This window comes from Streptomyces sp. BBFR2, from assembly GCF_044497305.1.
Taxonomy (GTDB): Bacteria; Actinomycetota; Actinomycetes; order Streptomycetales; family Streptomycetaceae; genus Streptomyces.
Window position 1 is genome coordinate 6,637,089 of sequence record NZ_CP172415.1, and the last position, 13,160, is coordinate 6,650,248.

At 71.9% G+C, this 13,160-nt stretch carries 12 protein-coding genes; 2 read left to right on the forward strand and 10 right to left on the reverse strand.

Features of this window, described 5'->3' with window-relative positions; genetic code table 11:
- Positions 1-88: 88 nt before the first annotated feature.
- The 7 genes from ACGH2B_RS27370 to ACGH2B_RS27400 form a co-directional block, all read right to left on the reverse strand.
- On the reverse strand, positions 89-811 hold the full coding sequence (locus ACGH2B_RS27370; RefSeq protein WP_399095372.1) for a DsbA family protein: 723 nt from the start codon (positions 809-811) through the stop codon (positions 89-91).
- Positions 808-4,653: a multicopper oxidase domain-containing protein gene (locus tag ACGH2B_RS27375; protein ID WP_399095375.1), complete on the reverse strand. Its 3,846-nt coding sequence runs from the start codon at positions 4,651-4,653 to the stop codon at positions 808-810. Before ACGH2B_RS27375 ends, ACGH2B_RS27370 begins: the two co-directional genes overlap by 4 nt.
- A 44-nt stretch (positions 4,654-4,697) precedes the next feature.
- The gene (locus ACGH2B_RS27380; protein WP_399095378.1) at positions 4,698-6,011 is read right to left on the reverse strand and encodes a methyltransferase domain-containing protein; all 1,314 of its coding nucleotides are present in this window, start codon (positions 6,009-6,011) and stop codon (positions 4,698-4,700) included.
- Complete coding sequence (locus tag ACGH2B_RS27385) at positions 6,008-6,904, reverse strand: iron-containing redox enzyme family protein (protein WP_399095381.1); 897 nt, start codon at positions 6,902-6,904, stop codon at positions 6,008-6,010. The genes ACGH2B_RS27380 and ACGH2B_RS27385 overlap by 4 nt, the downstream gene beginning before the upstream one ends.
- Positions 6,901-7,752, reverse strand: coding sequence for a dihydrodipicolinate synthase family protein (locus ACGH2B_RS27390; protein ID WP_399095384.1), 852 nt, complete (start codon positions 7,750-7,752; stop codon positions 6,901-6,903). Before ACGH2B_RS27390 ends, ACGH2B_RS27385 begins: the two co-directional genes overlap by 4 nt.
- 87 nt (positions 7,753-7,839) lie before the next feature.
- Positions 7,840-8,358, reverse strand: a complete 519-nt coding sequence (locus ACGH2B_RS27395; protein ID WP_399095386.1) for a DUF6190 family protein — start codon at positions 8,356-8,358, stop codon at positions 7,840-7,842.
- The gene (locus ACGH2B_RS27400; protein WP_399095389.1) at positions 8,348-9,541 is read right to left on the reverse strand and encodes an aminotransferase class I/II-fold pyridoxal phosphate-dependent enzyme; all 1,194 of its coding nucleotides are present in this window, start codon (positions 9,539-9,541) and stop codon (positions 8,348-8,350) included. Before ACGH2B_RS27400 ends, ACGH2B_RS27395 begins: the two co-directional genes overlap by 11 nt.
- Positions 9,542-9,968: 427 nt before the next feature.
- Between ACGH2B_RS27400 and ACGH2B_RS27405 the strand changes: the two genes are divergently transcribed.
- Positions 9,969-10,580 (forward strand): TetR/AcrR family transcriptional regulator, encoded by a 612-nt coding sequence (locus ACGH2B_RS27405; protein WP_399095392.1) that lies wholly within the window; start codon positions 9,969-9,971, stop codon positions 10,578-10,580.
- Positions 10,581-10,646: 66 nt separating this feature from the next.
- On the opposite strand, the gene ACGH2B_RS27410 is transcribed toward ACGH2B_RS27405, so the two are convergent.
- Both ACGH2B_RS27410 and ACGH2B_RS27415 read right to left on the reverse strand, forming a co-directional pair.
- Entirely contained in the window at positions 10,647-11,222 is a 576-nt protein-coding gene (locus tag ACGH2B_RS27410) for a YceI family protein (protein ID WP_399095395.1), read from the reverse strand.
- 30 nt (positions 11,223-11,252) lie between these two features.
- Positions 11,253-11,582 (reverse strand): rhodanese-like domain-containing protein, encoded by a 330-nt coding sequence (locus tag ACGH2B_RS27415; protein WP_399097378.1) that lies wholly within the window; start codon positions 11,580-11,582, stop codon positions 11,253-11,255.
- Positions 11,583-11,693: 111 nt separating this feature from the next.
- On the opposite strand from ACGH2B_RS27415, the gene ACGH2B_RS27420 reads away from it, so the two are divergent.
- Positions 11,694-12,164 (forward strand): MarR family winged helix-turn-helix transcriptional regulator, encoded by a 471-nt coding sequence (locus ACGH2B_RS27420; RefSeq protein WP_399095398.1) that lies wholly within the window; start codon positions 11,694-11,696, stop codon positions 12,162-12,164.
- A gap of 109 nt (positions 12,165-12,273) precedes the next feature.
- Here ACGH2B_RS27420 and ACGH2B_RS27425 read toward each other — a convergent pair whose 3' ends face one another.
- Entirely contained in the window at positions 12,274-13,110 is an 837-nt protein-coding gene (locus tag ACGH2B_RS27425; protein ID WP_399095401.1) for an SGNH/GDSL hydrolase family protein, read from the reverse strand.
- Between the last annotated feature and the right edge of the window lie 50 nt (positions 13,111-13,160).

Here is a 13,160-nt window from a genome sequence, read left to right on the forward strand (position 1 = left end):
CGAACGGATCGGTGATCGCCGATATTCGGCCCGGAGCCCACCGCGGCGGCGGCCGGCCGCCCCGTCGGGTGGCCGACCGCCCGTGATCTCAGCTCAAGCCGGCGGCGTGGGTGAGGAGTTCCTCGTAGACCTCAGGGCCGCGGTCCTTGTCGATCACCGGGGCGCCCACGCCGAAGTCGCCGTTGACCCAGTGGGCCTGGATGCCGGGGTTGGCGCTGTTGGTCCCGTCGTGCAGGAAGATGTGCGGGCTGCAGTCGACCCGCCCGTCACAGGCCGCCCGGTACTGGTCCATCACGGCCGCGCGGGCCGACCCGGTGTCGAGCGCATCGGCCAGCGCGGTGACGTCCACCGCCCCGGTCTCCGCCGCGATGTCGAGGATGACGTGCCGGAGCGAGATGCAACGCCCCTGCGCCCAGAAGGCCCGGCGCAGCGCCCGGTCGAGCTGTTCGCTGGCGTGCCAGCTCTGCGCCTTGGCCGCGTGGACGGCTTCCAGCGCCGGGAGCGTGGTGACGGGGTAGGTCCAGTCCGGGCCCTGCCAGAGCCGCCAGCCCGCCTCGGGCTCGACGGCGCCGAGCACCGAGATCTCGGAGTCGACGCCGGGCCGGGCGTTGACCTCGCGGTTGAACAGCTCCAGCGGGAAGGCCCGGAAGTCGAACCACAGCCTCCCCTCCAGGCCCAGCCGCTTGCGGGTCTCGTGCAGCCGGTGGACGGCGACATGGGCGAAGGAACAGTTCAGGTCGGTGAAGACCGCGAGGGTGTCCGGGGTGGCCGGCAGCCGGGGGTCCTCGGCGGATACGTCCTTGTCGGTCATGGTGTCTCCTGGACTCGGATCAGGCCCCACCAACCCTCGCTGACGCCCCAGTGCAGATTGCCGGTGCGGTAGGCGTAGTCGCCGGGGTGGTTGGCGCGGAAACGGACGGTACGGGTGCTGGCGGAGGCCAGGGCGCCGATCGTGGAGACGAAGGCGCCGCGGCCGGTCTCGGAAGCGTCCCAGATCTGGCCGTGCACGGTGAAACCCTGGTTGCGCATCCGCGCGGCGCCGACGGCGAGGTGGATGGCCACCTGGTCGCCGGGGCGGCACCGCAGCAGCGGCGTCGGCGGTTCGGGGTCGGACAGGTGCGGGGCCAGCGGGTGCAGCGCGGCGGTGCGGTAGTTGTACGCCTTCTGGCCGGCGTCGTCGGGGCTGTCGGAGAAGAGGTCGGTGACCGGCTGGGTGAGGTCACCGCCGTGGTAGAGGCGCAGACCGTCCTGGGTGATCAGGACCAGTTCCCGCACCGTTTCGGCGTCCGGGCGGCGGACCACGGCCTGTTCCCCGCTCCACCGCTCCCGCCCGGTGACCGGGTCGTAGGGGGTGGCGTCCGCCGCCTCGACGACCAGCGCGCCGACCAGCCCGCGGTGCAGGTGGGAGACGACGTCGGCGTGCGAGCGCAGCAGGGACACGCCCGGCTCGTCGGCGTACCAGTGGTAGGTGCGGGAGCCGCCGGGTTTGACGGTGCTGTCCTCGTTGTGGCCGACATGGGCGCCGTCGTCGGTGCGTACGTCGTACGACAGCAGGGTGGGGTGCAGGGAGACCCGGCCCGAGACGGTGCGGGCGCCGGGGTCGTCCTCGGCCATCAGCTTGGGGTCGAGCGGGCTGGCCGGCGGCGGCCCGTCCAGTTCGTTGATCAAGGTGACCTCGATCCGTTCGCCGGCCCGGGCGCGCAGCACCAGCGGCCCTTCGCCCTCCTCGCCGTCCACCGTGAAGACCAGGCCGTACGGGTCGGTGCGCCGGTCGTTGTACTCCAGGGTGCGGGAGCGGGCGCGGACCGTGTAGCGGCGGGTGGGGCCGGGCCCGGGCGGAGCGGGGTGGGGGTGCGCGCCGGCCAGCGGCGGCAGGTCCGGTTGGCTGCGGCCGTGCATCCGCAGCAGTCCCCAGCAGCCGAGCCACAGTTCGCTGCCGGAGGTGAACGACCAGAGGTGGTCGCCGGCGCCGAGGGTGGGGGCCAGGGCGAGCTGGGCCACCTGGGAGATGCCGAGGGTCTGCTGGTTGCGCCAGGCGGTCTCGGGCCGGCGGGGCCATTCGCGCCAGCGGGCGCCGCTGAGGGTGAAGCTGTGCTGGAGATCGTGCGAGCCCTGCAGGACGTGGATCCGGAGGTCCTCGCCCGGGTAGGCGCGCAGCAGCGGGGTGCCGGGATCGCCGTGGACGCCGCTGGCGAACCAGTGGGCCGGGTCGCCGTGCCGGTTCCCGAGCGGCTCGCAGCGGTAGTTGACGCCCATGGCGCCCTGGTCGTCGGTGGCGCCGGGGGACGGCGGCGGGTTGACGGGCTCGCCGTGCGCATGGCCGGTGTGCCGCTCCAGCGGGACGAAGTCGCCCAGGGCCAGCACCATCTCGCGGTAGGCATGGCCGTTGGGCAGCTTGATGACGGCCTGGCTGCCGCGGCGCAGCTCGGTGGCGTGGTCGGCGGGGGAGACCCAGGTGGCGCCCTCCGGCTCGGCCATCAGCGCGCCGAACAGGCCGTGCCGCTGCCGGTAGTTGGCGGCCAGATGGTCGTGGAAGAAGACCGCGCCGAACTCCTCGTCGAGATACCAGCGGTACGTCCACGAGTTGTACTGCTCGTACGCCTCGCGGCCCTGGTCGGCGGTGGTGGTCGCGGAGAGGTAGTTCCAGCCGATGGCGGAGCCGTCGGAGACCAGCGGGTCGTACTTCACCAGGTGGGTGTGGAGGCCGAGTTCGGGCTGGAAGGGCAGCGGCGGGTCGAACGCGGACTCCTTCTGCGGGCCGGACGGCAGGGCGTTGGTGAGGGTCATCTCCAGCACCTCGCCCTTGTTGGCCCGGATCACCAGCGGCTCCAACTTCCTTTCACCGCTGGCGAGTTGCTTCTTGAAGGCGTCGAGCCCGCCGGCCTCCTCCACCTCCTCGGCGAGGACGTAGAACATCGCGTTGTGGTCGTGCCAGGTCTCGGCGTGCGGTTTCTTCGGATCGCCGTGGTAGAAGAGCGTGCCGTTGGTGACCACGAGGTGGTAGCGGCGCACCGGCGCGTCCGGCGGGCCGATCTTGGTGAACGCCTCGCCGGGCTGCGGGTCCGGGCAGTACGCCAGCGTCTCCAGCGTGGTGGGCTCGCGCCCCATGCCCGGCGGCTGGAGCGGGGTCCGCGGCGGCCGCGGGTTCTTCTGCGGATAGGTCGCCGACTGGGCGAGGAAGCCGGGGAAGCCGGGGCGCCCCGCGGTGGGCAGCGGCGGCGCGTCGCGGTGCGGCAGCGGGACCAGCGGCTGGATACGGGTGCCGTCCGGGAAGCGCCCGGTGCCGTTCTGGAGGGTGTCGAAGATCCGGAACATGCCCCACATGCCCATGTGGAAGTGGACGTACATATGGCAGTGCCACAGGGAGTCGCCGACCGCGTGCTGCCGGGAGCCGAGGCCACCGAGCAGTTCCAGGGTCATGGCCTCCTGCGGGCTGATGCTGACCGAGTCCACGATGGGGGAGCGCTCGTCGGCGGGGTCGAGCCGCCACTGGTGGAGGTGGGTGTGGAAGACGTGGGTGTCGCGCATCCCGCCGTGCACCAGCCGGATGACGGCCGGGTCGCCCGCGTAGCCCCGCAGGACCGGGGTGGCGGGGTCGCCGAACATCCACGAGCTGTGATGCATCTCCTCGCCGTAGGCGGCGTCCCGCTCCGGGTCGAGCACCCCCTCCTTCATCATCTTGTGGTGGCGGTACATCCGCCATTCCATCGGCTCGATACGGAGGTTGACCGGGAGCATCGCGACGTTGGGCGGGGTGAGGTCGGCCAGGCTGTCGGACTCCTCGGGTCGCTCGGCCGGCGCGGGATTTCCGGAGGAACCGGGCCGCTCGGCCGCCGCGGGCGCGCCGCCGTCGGGGAGCACCCGCAGCATCCGCGTCACGTCGGACGCCGGGGCGGCCGCGTCGTCCGTGCCGCTCATCTCGTCCGTGCCGCCGTGACCGTGCCCGCCGCCGTGTCCCGGCATGCCCGCCATCGGCGGCGGGGCGGCGGGGTTGGCGTTGCTCGGGTACTCCATCATGAAGACGACGAACTCCCGGAAGCTGCGCTCGGGAAGGTGGACGTCGGCGTAGAGCCCGGTCGCCAGCGGACTGCCGGTCTCCGGATCGGTCCAGGTCGCCTCCGGCGCCTCGACGACCAGCGCGCCGACCAGCCCGTGGCTCTGGGTCCCCTCACCCCGGACGTCGGACATGTCACCGAAGTGGAAGACGCCTTCGTGCTCGCACACCCACTCGTACACCCGGGCCTCGCCGGGCGGCACACTGCTGTCCGGGTTGGCGCCGACCGCCGCGCCGTCCATGGTGCGGGCGTCGTAGCGCACGCCCTGCAGGGTGATCCCGACCGGGCGGGACAGCTCGTTGTTGAGCCGCACCCGCAGCCGCTCGCCCCTGCGTACGCGCAGTACCAGCGGCCGGGCGAGCGGATGCGGGCGCGGCACCAGCTCGGGCTCCTCCAGGTAGCTGGGGAAGGGCTCGGGCCAGGTGGCCGCCACCTCGCGCAGCTCGTGGGCGTCGTGGACGAGCGTGTAGAGCGCGCCGTCGCGGTCGTGGTCGCCGTACTCGTTGTAGGCGATGGGTACATGGAGCGCGACCACGTCGTACGTCCTGATGGGGCGGCCGTCGCGGGTCTGCTCCCCTGGTGTGAATGCGGTGCTCATCTGTCTCTCCCCCGTTGTGCTGATGGAACGGCGGTGCGCCGGTCTCAGGAATGTCCGGGCGTACCTGCCTCGCCCGTGCCGTACGGGCGGGTGCTGTGCGCGAAGCGGGCGACGGTGGTGGTGCCGGAGACCACCCGCCCCTCCCAGGAGTAGTGCTGTCCGAAGGAATGGTCCGGTCCGGCGTCCCGGCCGAAGGTCAGCACGATCCGGTCGCCGCGCCGCACGGGTACCGCCTCGGCGACCGGCAGGTAGCAGTGCTTCCAACTGTCGGAGGTGGTGCGGGCCCGGCCCGGGCCGCCGGTGTCGTCCCCGGAGATGTCCAGGGCGACGGTGTCCGACAGGGTCGCCGTGAAGTAGCCCTTGAAGCCGGTGAACACCCCGTCCCGGCGGACGGGGTAGACCAGCGGCAGCCGGTAGGCGGGGTCCGCGGCCTCGTCCGCCTGGAGGTCGTACGCCCTGGCCTGCCGGGGTGCGGCGAGGTAGCCGTCCACCGGGAGGACCGCGTCGTAGTAGAGGTCGAACGGACCGCGGGCCCCGCGCCGGCGCAGCAGCGCGGCGAAACCGGCGGCGCCGCCGGCGTCCTCCGGCACGCCGCCGGCCACCTGGGCATGGGCCCGCTCGGCGGCCACCGGGACGAGATGGCTCTCCACCCGGCGCGGCAGCATGGTGCCGCCGGGCTTGAGGAAGCGGCGCCGGGCGTCGGCGAGGATCGCGGCGAAGTTCTCGTTGTCCGCGAGGTTGCCCATGATCTCGGAGATCACCAGGTCCACCCGCTCGGGCAGCTCCAGATCGAAGGAGAGGCCGCGCAGGGGGTGGAAGCGGTCGCCGTATCCGGCGGCGGTCAGCTCTTCCACGGCCGTGTCGAGGACCGTCTCGTTGAGGTCGATGCCGTAGACCCGGGCGGCTCCGGCCTCCAGCGCCCAGCGGGCCAGGATGCCGGTGCCGGTGCCCAGGTCGAGGACGGTGTCCCCGGGGCGTACGGCTTCGGACACCGCGGCCCGGAAGGCCGCCATCCGCAGCCGGTCGCCCAGCATCAGGTCGTGGAACCCGTCGTCCCACTCCAGCAACTGCTCCGACGCCGGGAGCCAGATCTGCTCCGGCTCGTAGTCCTGTCCGAGGACACCGGCCCGGTGCACGGTGAGCGCGTCGGTGCCGGGCCCGCTCACCGGGCAACCGGTGGCCAGGTCGAAACCGCTGCGGTGCAGCGGGCAGATGATCCGCAGCGTGCGCGGGTTGACGTAGCCGTGGACGAGGCGGCCCTTGCGGTGCGGGCAGGCGCCGTCGATGACGAACTCCCGCCCGGCGACCCGTACCCGCACCCGGTCGCCCGGCAGCTCTTCGAGCACCGCGTCCGTCATGCCGCCTCCCGCGCCCGCCGCACCGCCGCGTCGAAGGCGTCCCCGATCAGACCGGAGAGCAGCCGGGCGCCGGTCCACACCTTGGTGGGATCGAGGCCGTGCACCGCTCCGTATTCCTTGATGGCCTGCTGCATCTCCTCCCTGTGGAAGGTGTCGATGTGCAGGTGCTCGGTGTAGTAGCGGTCGTTGGCGATGCCGAGGCGGGCACAGGCGCGGGCCTGGGTCCGGAAGGAGTCCGGGATGCTGGCCTCCAGGTAGGCCAGCGCGCCGAGGAAGTACTCGACGTCCGGGGCGCGCTGGGTGAGCCAGTAGAAGACGTTGAGGAACTGGAAGGTCTCGTCGCCGGTGGTGTCGAGGAAGTGCTCGGTCTCCTGCGGGAGGCCCAGTTCGGCGAGGAGGTTGCGGTAGAGCTGGGAGTGCGCCTGCTGGAGGTTGCCGCAGCCGAACTCGTCGATCAGCACCCGCATCACGGCCATCTGCGCCCTGATGGGGAGCCGCGGTACCGAGGGGAAGAAGTTCTGTGCCTCGGTCAGCCCGTCGAGCGCGAACTCCCTGACCACATAGGTGAATTGCTCCCGCGTGGCCTCCTCGGCGAGGTACGTCGCCGCCGGGCTCCCGGCCCGCTCCTCGGCGAGCAGGGCGTCCAGGCGCTCGGTCCACTCGGTGCGGGAGGCGACCGGCTCCGGAGGGTCGGTGAGCTGGGCGATCCGCGGTTCGATCCACTCCCTCTCCAGCTCCTCGATCTCCGCGAGGACCTCGGAGGTGGCGCGCGAACGGTTGAGGACGAACAGCCGCCGGTGGGCGCTGTCCGGCCCCGGCGTCGCCGCCGCGGAGGACGTCCGCGCCCGCGTCCGTGTCGGTGATGCCGTCTGGCTGGGTGCCGTACTGCTCATGACAGGGTCTCTCCGGTCTCGACGGTGCTCCCGGTGGTGGCGGTCCGGCCGGTGTCGGCGGCCGCGCCGGGATCGACCGTGCGGTCGGTCTCCAGTACGCCGCGCCGGCACAGCTCGGACTTGAGCGCGCGGTACCAGTCGTCGCGCTCCAGCCCGAACCGTGCGCAGGCCGCGGTGAGTTCGGCGGCCCGGTCCGCCGAGGGGTCGGTGAACAGGGCCGCGCACAGGGCGGGTTCGGCATTGGCCAGGGCCAGGACGAACCCGTCGACGGGCCCGGACTCCAGCAGCAGGTGTTCCAGCCCCTGGAGGACCGGCACCCCGGGGCGGGCGGCGACCAGTTCCCGGGTGAACCGGCCGCTGCCCGCGGAGTCCTTGACGCCGGCCACGGCGGGCAGGGCGCAGATCCGCAGCAGGGTGGTGAGGTCCAGGGCGTTTTTGGACACCGCGGACTCGTGGTACACGACCAGCGGCAGCCGGGTGGCCCGCGCCAGCCGCTCGTAGTGCCGGAACATCTCCTCCTGGGTGACCCCGGGCCCGTACGGGGTGGTCACCGCCACGGCGCGGGCGCCCAGCCGCTCGGCGGCCCGCGCCCGGGCGGCGACCTCGTCCGTGGTGGGCCGCAGGGCGCCCGCCACCACCGGCAGCCCGTCGGCGTGCCGGACGGTGGCGGACACCATCACCTCCCACTGCTCATCCGTCAGCGCGCCGCCCTCGCCGGTGCTCAAGGCCGGCAGCAGAGCGCTGACGTACGGGCGGACGGAGGCGACCAGGCGGGCGACGGCCGGTTCGGACACCTCCCCGGCGTCCGAGAGCGGCGTCACCAGCGCGACGGTCACCCCTGGGAACATGCTGTGTTCGCCTCCTTCGGTGCGGACGCCGGCGCGGGCGTCAGCACGGGCTTCGGTGCGGATCTCCGGTGGGCCCCGGCGCTTAGGTCACGGTGTGTCAACCGGTATGCGCAGGGCCAGCGACTGCTGGTACAGCTTCTCCAGCGGTGCGGGGAAGGCCGGTTCGGGCCCGCTGACCGGAGCCGGGGCCGCGACGGGCAGTCCGCCGCGGGCGCCGTGCTCCAGCAGACGGGCGCTGGCCGAGTGCAGCCGCCCGTGACGGTTGAGGACCATGCCCAGCAGCAGCCGCTCGTGCACGGGCAGCGTGCGGGGCGGCTCGCCGTCGAGCCCGCGGCGCACATCGGCCTCGTCGTACGGCGGACGGGCGATGTCCATGACGGTGTGCAGGTTGTCCATGAACGGGTAGTACGCGTCCTGGAGTTCGCGGTCGAACCGCCAGATGGTGTCGTCGCAGCGGCCGACCTGTTCCTGGCTCATCACCACCCGGCCGTGCAGCCGGGCGGCGAAGAACGCCTTGCAGGCGCGCCGGAGCTGGTCGTCGGCGCTGTTCATCCCGAGGAACAGCGCGGCGTCCGCGTACGCGCCCGGCTCCGTGTCAGCGGGCATGACGGTCCAGCACCTCCCGCATCCGCACCATGGCGTCCGCGAAGAGTTCCGGCTCCCGGGCCAGTGCCAGGCGTACGTGGGACTCACCCTTGCCCGGCTGACTCCAGTAGAAGTACCGGCCCGGCAGGACGTACACCCCTTCGGCGCTCAGCAGCCGCTGCAGTTCGGTGGCGGTCAGCTCCGGGTGGTTGATCCGGGCCCAGGCGACGCTGACCTTGGCCACCGGTTCCCGGTATTCGAGGATCGAACCGTCCAGCGCCTTGCGCACCGCGTCGCGGTTGGCGGTGAGCACCTCACGGACCGAGCCGAGCCGGTCGGCGGTGGAGTCCTCCACGTACTGGGTGAGCATGTTCAGGACGAACGGTGAGACGTTGAGCAGGACGCTGGTGTGGAGGTTGTACACGTCCTCGCGGATGTCGTCGCTGGCGGTGACCATCGCGGCCTTGGCGTCCTGGATGGGCCAGGTCTTGCCGGTGTCCTCGATGGCCAGGTACGACACCCCCGAGGACTCCAGCAGCTCGTAGATGTCGAACCGCGCCAGCTCGGTGTCGAAGAGGGTGAAGGACGCGAAGCAGAAGTCGATGACCAGCAGCTTGTTGTGGTCCTTGCAGAAGCGGACCACCTCCTCGAAGCCCTTGCGGCCGTGCTGGAGCAGGGTGTGGCCGGTCGGGTTGTTGGGGTCGACGAGGAAGAGCGCGTCGGTGCGGACCCGGCGTTTGAGCTCGGCGTAGATGCGGTCCGGGTCGTGCAGCGCGGACTCGTCGATGGGGTAGAGCGGGACGTCCATGTTGGCGAGGACGTCGTAGAGGTTGTCGAAGCAGGGCTCGACGAGGGTGACGGCCATCCGCTGCCGCTTGAGGTACATCCCCACGACCATGGTGGAGATCGACGCGGCATAGGAGAGCAGGGTCTTGTTCTTGGCCAGGGCGGTGGGCTGGCGGTGCAGCCGGAAGAACGCCTGGAGGAACTTCTGCTCGTAGGTGGCCTGCAGCCCTTCCTCGGCCTCGTACCAGAGTTCGGGCAGCCGGGAGACGATGCGGTGCTGGCTCGCGGACTGCCGCTGATGGGTGTGGGCGTCGGCGAGGTTGAACTTGGTGCGCAGCGCCTGGATCTCGTGCTGCGTCAGGTCGAGTAGTTCCTGACCGGGTTCGGCGGTGGTGCGCGTGGTGCTGTGCGGGTTCATGGTTCCTCCAGTCACACACGGTGCTCATGGGCGCGGGCAGCGCGGCGCGTAGGTACGCGTCAACGCCCCGTCGGACGTGGGAGGTCATCGGCGCGGCCGCGGCGCAAGGGCCGGCGTGGACCGGCGGGTGGCATGGCGCGGTGCGCGGGATCTGCCGGCGTGTGTCGTCAGCCGGAGTTTCGGATGTCGCTCGGCCCGGACGACGGGCCGGGGCGGCATGGAGCCGCCGGTGGCGCGAAACAGGCGCGCTCGGTCAATCCAGTCACGATTCCCCCCGTAAACGGACTGTGGTCCGATTGGTGACTCTAGTCATATCCAGCCGCAGACGACAATCGATTTCCGGCCGACGGAGAGTGGGTAGGCTCCCTGGACCCTGTCCACACGACCGGCCCTTTCCGCCGGTGACCGTGGTGAGTGGAGGCTTCACGTGCATAAACAGCCAGCGGGCGAACTGGCCGATTTCGCCGTCCGCCCGCCCCGGGAACGCGCGGACGCCGCCCACAACCGCCGCCGTATCCTCGCCGCCGCGGCCCAGCTTTTCGCCGAGCACGGGGTGGACGGGGTCTCCCTGGACACCATCGCGGCACAGGCCCGGGTCGGTAAGGGAACGCTCTTCCGCCGGTTCGGCAACAAGGCCGGGCTGGCCGCCGCCCTGCTGGACGACCAGGACCGGGAGCTCCAGGAGCGCATCCTCTTCGGTCCGCCCCCGCTCGGCCCGGGCGCGGCGCCCGCCGAGCGGATCCTGGCCTTCTTCGACGCCTATCTCCGGGTGCTGGAGGTCAACCTCGAACTGATCCGGCTCTCCGAGACCGCGGCGCCGGGCGCCCGCTACCGGGTCGGCTCGTACGGCTTCTGGCAGCGCCATCTGGCGATCCTGCTCGCCGAGGCGCAGCCCGAGCTGGACGCGGAGTGCACCGCGCACCTGCTGCTGGCACCGCTCGACGCGGACCTCCAGCACGCCTTGCGGGAGCGGGGGTTCGCGGGCGGGCGGACCCGGAAGGCGGTCGGCGGGCTGGTGCGCCGCATGGTGGGCGACTGACACCGAAGCGTGCGCGGGCCCAGGCATGCCGCCATGCCTGGGCCCGCGCTCTCCCCCTCGGACCGGTCAGACCTCCCGGACCGCTTCCAGCTCCAGCGCCAGCTCGATCTCCTTGGAGACCAGGATGCCGCCGGTTTCCAGCGCCATGTTCCAGGTCAGGCCCCAGTCCTCGCGGTTGACCTTGCCGTGGGCCGAGAAGACCGTACGGTCGTTGTCCCACGGATCGCGGGCGTAGCCGAGGTAGTCGACGGCGAGGGTGACCGGACGGGTCACGCCCTTGATGGTCAGCTCGCCGGTCAGCGTGCCGCTGGTGCCGTTCCACGTCACCGACGTCGAACTGAAGGTGGCCTTCGGGTGGTTGTCCACATCGAAGAAGTCCTTCGAGCGGAGGTGGTCGTCACGGGCCTGGTCGCCGCTGTCGACGCTCGCCATGTCGATCACCGCGGTGACCTTGCTGTCCTCGGGCCGCTCGCCGACCTCCACGGCCGCGTCGACCTTGGTGAAGCGGCCGCGCACCTTGGTGAGCATGAAGTGCCGCCCCACGAAGCCGACTTCGGCGTGGCCGGGGTCGACCTTCCAGACCCCGGCGGCCGGCAGCTCGACACCGCCGAGTGTGCGGGTGGGAGTGGTTCCACTGGTCATGATGAGTCCTTCCCCGTGGTGTCGGAGGGATCAGGCGCCGGTCTCGGTCGGCAGCCCGGCCGCGATCCAGTCGTCCTTGCCCGCCTCGTACTCGTGGACGTGGGCGTAACCCAGCTCGGCCAGGCGCTCGGCGGCGATCTGCGAGTTGGGGCAGGGCAGGTTGGCGCAGTAGACGATGATCTCGGCCTGCTTGTCCGGGAGAAGGCCCGGGGCCAGCTTGTCGACCGCGTCGTGCGGCAGGTTGAGGGCGCCGGGCAGATGGGCCTTGGTGTAGTACTCCGCGGGCAGTGCCTCGACCACCGTGGCGGTCCCCGCGTCGATCTTCTTCTGTACCTCGTCGCGCGTGATCTTCCGGACCATGTGCGTCACACCTCCATTGGATGACGGTCGGATGCCGTTCATCGATCTGTGCGTACGCACGCACCTTAACAGGTGCGTGCGCGCGCACGCAACGGCGGATATACTGACCTGGTGAGCGACGCGAAGAACCAGGGAAAACACCGACTGGACGCCTGGCGTGCCCTGCTGCTGGCGCACAACGCGGCCGTGCGTGCCATCGAGACCGATGTGCAGCGGGACGGGCGCATCCCGCTCACGTGGTACGACGTGCTGCTGGAACTCAAGGGCGCGGGGGAGCGCGGCCTGCGGATGCAGGAGGTCGCCAACCGGGTCGTGCTCAGCCGTACGCGAGTGAGCCGGCTGGTCGACGAGATGCAGCGGGTCGGCCTGGTGACCAAGCAGCCCGACCCCGCCGACAAGCGGGTCTCCTGGGCCGCGATCACCGAGGAGGGCGCGGCGGCGCTGAAGGAGACCGCGCCGGTCTACCTGCGCAGCATCCGCCGCCACTTCTCGGCCCATCTGACGGACGAGGAGGCGGCGGTGATCACCGGGGCGCTGCTCAAGGTCGCCCGGGGAGGCGGCCCGGAGATCCACGGGACCTGAGGCGCGAGGCTGTACGGCTCGCGCCGTGGCGCCGGTCCGGTGGCCGCGGGTGCCGGGCGGGTGAGGCGCCGCGGTCGGGCGGGGTGTGGCCGCCGGGCGGGGTTCCGGGTCAGGATTCCAGCCGGCGCCAGTCCGTCACGGGGCCGGGGCTGGTGTGGTCCGCGGGGGTGACCCAGAAGGCTTTGCCCAACTCGGCGCTGAACTGGGCGCCCGCCCGGTTGTCGCCGGAGGAGCGGCCGGTCAGCCGGCGGCCGATCCACGGCACCAGGTGTTCGCGGGCGAACCGCAGGTCCGAGGCGCGGCGCGTCCGCCAGCCCGGTGCCACCGCGGGCGGCAGCGGGGCGTCCCAGTCGCTCTCCGCGCCGAATCCCAGCGTCTGCCAGACCGCCTCCGCCACCCGCCGGTGGCCCTCGGCGTTGAGGTGCAGCCGGTCGTCGGCCCACATCCGCGGATCGGCCAGCGCCCGGGACGCGTAGAGGTCGACGACGAGCGCGCCGTGCCGGGCGGCGACCGCGTCGATGTGCGCGTACAACTGCTCCATCCGCGGCCGGAAGCGCTCCAGGACCGGACCCTGGCGGCCGGGGCTGCGCATCAGCACCAGTTGCCCGCCGCCCCCGGCGAGCACCGCCGCCGCGGCGGAGAACCGTTCGCAGACCTGCGCCACGTCGCACTTGGGCCGCAGGACGTCGTTGAGCCCGCCGACCAGCGTCACCAGATCGGCGCCCAGCGCGGCGGCGGGCCCGGCCTGGTCGTCGGCGATCTGCGTGATGAGCTTGCCGCGCACGGCGAGGTTGGCGTAGCGGAAGCCGGGGGCGCGGGCGGCGAGGCGGGCCGCGAGCAGATCGGCCCAGCCGCGGTAGGAGCCGTCCGGCAGGCCGTCCGACATTCCCTCGGTGAAGCTGTCGCCGACCGCGACAAAACTGGTGTAGCGGGCATTCATCTCCATGGCGCGGCGATCCTATCCCGCGGTGTACGGTCGGCTTCCGGCCGGTACAC

Coding starts and splice junctions, on each gene's coding strand:
- ACGH2B_RS27370 (WP_399095372.1), bottom strand. CDS start 811: ATGACCGACAAGGACGTATCCGCCGAGGACCCCCGGCTGCCGGCCACC.
- ACGH2B_RS27375 (WP_399095375.1), bottom strand. CDS start 4,653: ATGAGCACCGCATTCACACCAGGGGAGCAGACCCGCGACGGCCGCCCC.
- ACGH2B_RS27380 (WP_399095378.1), bottom strand. CDS start 6,011: ATGACGGACGCGGTGCTCGAAGAGCTGCCGGGCGACCGGGTGCGGGTA.
- ACGH2B_RS27385 (WP_399095381.1), bottom strand. CDS start 6,904: ATGAGCAGTACGGCACCCAGCCAGACGGCATCACCGACACGGACGCGG.
- ACGH2B_RS27390 (WP_399095384.1), bottom strand. CDS start 7,752: ATGTTCCCAGGGGTGACCGTCGCGCTGGTGACGCCGCTCTCGGACGCC.
- ACGH2B_RS27395 (WP_399095386.1), bottom strand. CDS start 8,358: ATGCCCGCTGACACGGAGCCGGGCGCGTACGCGGACGCCGCGCTGTTC.
- ACGH2B_RS27400 (WP_399095389.1), bottom strand. CDS start 9,541: ATGAACCCGCACAGCACCACGCGCACCACCGCCGAACCCGGTCAGGAA.
- ACGH2B_RS27410 (WP_399095395.1), bottom strand. CDS start 11,222: ATGACCAGTGGAACCACTCCCACCCGCACACTCGGCGGTGTCGAGCTG.
- ACGH2B_RS27415 (WP_399097378.1), bottom strand. CDS start 11,582: ATGGTCCGGAAGATCACGCGCGACGAGGTACAGAAGAAGATCGACGCG.
- ACGH2B_RS27425 (WP_399095401.1), bottom strand. CDS start 13,110: ATGGAGATGAATGCCCGCTACACCAGTTTTGTCGCGGTCGGCGACAGC.